A 2,717-nucleotide genomic window follows, 5' to 3' on the forward strand; every position below is an offset into this window, starting at 1 on the left:
ATCGCATGGAGGGGACGAGGGAGCATAAGCGGAGCGTTGGTGCCTGGCGTCCTTTAGCCAGCCGACTTCGCGCAGCGTTGCTCCTTCGTCCCCGCCTTTCACATTTAGCCGCGCGCTGAAGCCGGAATACATTCCGCAGCGTCTTACCTCATCCGTCAGCCTTCGGCTGCCACCTTCCCCAGAGGGGAAGGCTGGGCGATGAGGTGCAAAACGAGCCCGACAGGAGGGGAATCCTGCCGGGCTCGTTTTTTACTGCAATATGGATGAAGCGTTATTTGAGGACGGCGCCGGTGCTGGCGGACGTCGTGAGTTTGGCGTAGCGGGAGAGGTAGCCGGTCTTGATCTTGGGTTCCGGCTTCTTCCAGTTGGCCTTGCGCTTGGCGAGCTCTTCGTCGCTGACGGCAAGCGAGAGGCTGCGGTTCGGGATGTCGATGGTGATTTCGTCGCCGTCTTCGATGAGGGCGATTGGGCCGCCCTCCATGGCCTCAGGCGAGATATGGCCGACGCAGGCACCCTGGCTGGCGCCGCTGAAGCGGCCGTCGGTGATGAGGCCGACCTTGAGGCCGCGTCCCGTGATGACAGCCGTCGGGTTGAGCATTTCCTGCATGCCCGGGCCGCCCTTTGGGCCCTCGTAGCGGATGACGACGACGTCGCCGTCGTGGATGTCGCCGGCCATGATGGCGTCGCAAGCCTCCGTCTCGGAGTTGTAGCACTTGGCCTTGCCCGTGTACGTCAGCATGTCGGCAGCAACGGCCGAAGCCTTGACGACGGCGTAGTCCGGCGCGAGGTTGCCCTTGAGGATGGCGATGCCGCCTTCCTTGCGGTACGGGTCATCAACGCTGTGGATGACCGTGCGGTTGAGGACCTCGGCATTCTTGATGCGGTCGCCGACCGTGCCCGTGATCGTCAGGGCGTCGAGGTGGATGAGGCCCTTCTTGGAGAGCTCATGCATGACGGCCGGGATGCCGCCAGCCTCGTTGAGGTCGGTCATGTGATGCTTGCCGGCCGGGCTGAGCTTCGTGATGTACGGCGTGCGGCGCGAGATCTCGTCGAAGAGCGGTGCCGGCAGCTCGATGCCGGCCTCGTGTGCGATGGCCGTGAGATGCAGGACCGTGTTCGATGAGCCGCCGATGCCCATGTCAACCGTGATGGCGTTCTCAAAAGCCTCGCGCGTCATGATGTCACGCGGCTTGATGTCCTTCTTGATGAGATCCATGAGGGCCGCACCGGCGCGCTTGGCGAGCAGGCGGCGGGCACCCGTGTAGGCAGCGGGGATCGTGCCGTTGCCCGGCAGGCCCATGCCGAGGACTTCCGTCAGCGAGTTCATCGTATTGGCCGTGAAGAGGCCGGCGCAGGAACCGCAGCCCGGGCAGCACTTCGACTCGAGGTCTGCCATCTCGACAGCGTCCATCTGGCCGGCTGCGAATTTGCCGGCAGCCTCGAAGGCCTGGCTGACGCTGACATCGTGGCCGTGGAAGCGGCCCGGCAGCATCGGGCCGCCCGAAACGACGACGGCCGGGATGTTGAGGCGGGCAGCGGCCATGAGCATGCCCGGCACGACCTTGTCGCAGTTCGGGATCAGCACGAGGCCGTCGAAGCCCGAAGCCATCGCGACGGCTTCAATCGAGTCGGCAATGAGCTCACGGCTTGCGAGCGAATACTTCATGCCCGTGTGGCCCATGGCGATGCCGTCGCAGACACCGATGGCCGGGAACTCAAAGGGCGTGCCGCCCGCCGCTGCAACGCCGAGCTTGGCGGCTTCAGCGATCTCGCGCAGGTGAATGTGACCCGGTATAATTTCATTGAAGGAATTGCAAATGCCGATAAGCGGCTTCTGGAGGTCCTCCGGACCATAGCCGTTGGCATGGAACAGGGAACGGTGGGCGCAGCGCGTCGCACCTTTTTTGACAATATCGCTTCTCATAAACAACTCTCCTAACCTGGTTCGTGGCCGTATGTCTATCCATTGCAGACGACTTGCCATGCGAACTCATATAAACCAACACGTTCATGTGTCATGTTGTAAATTATACAAGCTTTTCTGTCAGATTGCAAGGGGTCAGAATTCGATGCCCTTCTGCGCCTTGATGCCCTTTTGATACGGATGCTTGATTTCGCGCATCTCCGTGACGAGGTCGGCGCGCTCGATTAAGGCCGGCACCGCTTCGCGTCCCGTCAGTACGAGGTGAAGCTCTGGCGGCTTCTCCTCAAGCAGCGCAAGCATCTCCTCCTCTTTGATCAGGCCAAATTTCACGGCGTAATTGATCTCGTCGAGCACGATGAGGTCCCAGCTGCCGCTCGTGATGGCCCGGCGCGCCTTATCGAGGGCTGCTGCGGCCGCCTCGCGGTGCTTGTTCTCCTCCCCTTCCTGCTGATGCCGCCGCGTGAAGCCGAGGCCGCACTGCTCGACGCGGATGCGTCCATCCGCCTTGGCGAGCGTCTCGATGGCCTGCAGCTCGCCGTATTTCCAGCCGCCCTTGATGAACTGCAGGATGAGCACGCGCAGCCCGTCGCCCCAGGCCCGCAGCGCGAGCCCGAGCGCCGCCGTCGTCTTGCCCTTGCCGTTGCCCGTATGCACGATGATGAGTCCATGTGGTTCCATGTGGAGTCCCTCCGTTCCCGTTTCCCATTTGTCTTCTTATACCCAATATTATAGCAACATCCGCCTGTCCTGACAAAAAGGGGCTGTGACAAAATGTAAAATCATTTTGTCCACA

2 protein-coding genes are annotated in these 2,717 nt (G+C 61.9%); both read right to left on the reverse strand.

Annotated elements, in window-relative coordinates:
• Nucleotides 1-271: 271 nt before the first annotated feature.
• A complete protein-coding gene (ilvD, locus tag DWX75_RS11790; RefSeq protein WP_118016503.1) occupies nucleotides 272-1,924 on the reverse strand; it encodes a dihydroxy-acid dehydratase in 1,653 nt (550 codons plus the stop codon).
• Nucleotides 1,925-2,059: 135 nt separating this feature from the next.
• A complete protein-coding gene (gene cobO, locus DWX75_RS11795; RefSeq protein ID WP_118016504.1) occupies nucleotides 2,060-2,602 on the reverse strand; it encodes a cob(I)yrinic acid a,c-diamide adenosyltransferase in 543 nt (180 codons plus the stop codon).
• Between the last annotated feature and the right edge of the window lie 115 nt (nucleotides 2,603-2,717).

Source organism: Mitsuokella sp. AF21-1AC, assembly GCF_003458855.1.
GTDB lineage: Bacteria > Bacillota > Negativicutes > Selenomonadales > Selenomonadaceae > Mitsuokella.

Coding starts and splice junctions, on each gene's coding strand:
- ilvD (WP_118016503.1), bottom strand. CDS start 1,924: ATGAGAAGCGATATTGTCAAAAAAGGTGCGACGCGCTGCGCCCACCGT.
- cobO (WP_118016504.1), bottom strand. CDS start 2,602: ATGGAACCACATGGACTCATCATCGTGCATACGGGCAACGGCAAGGGC.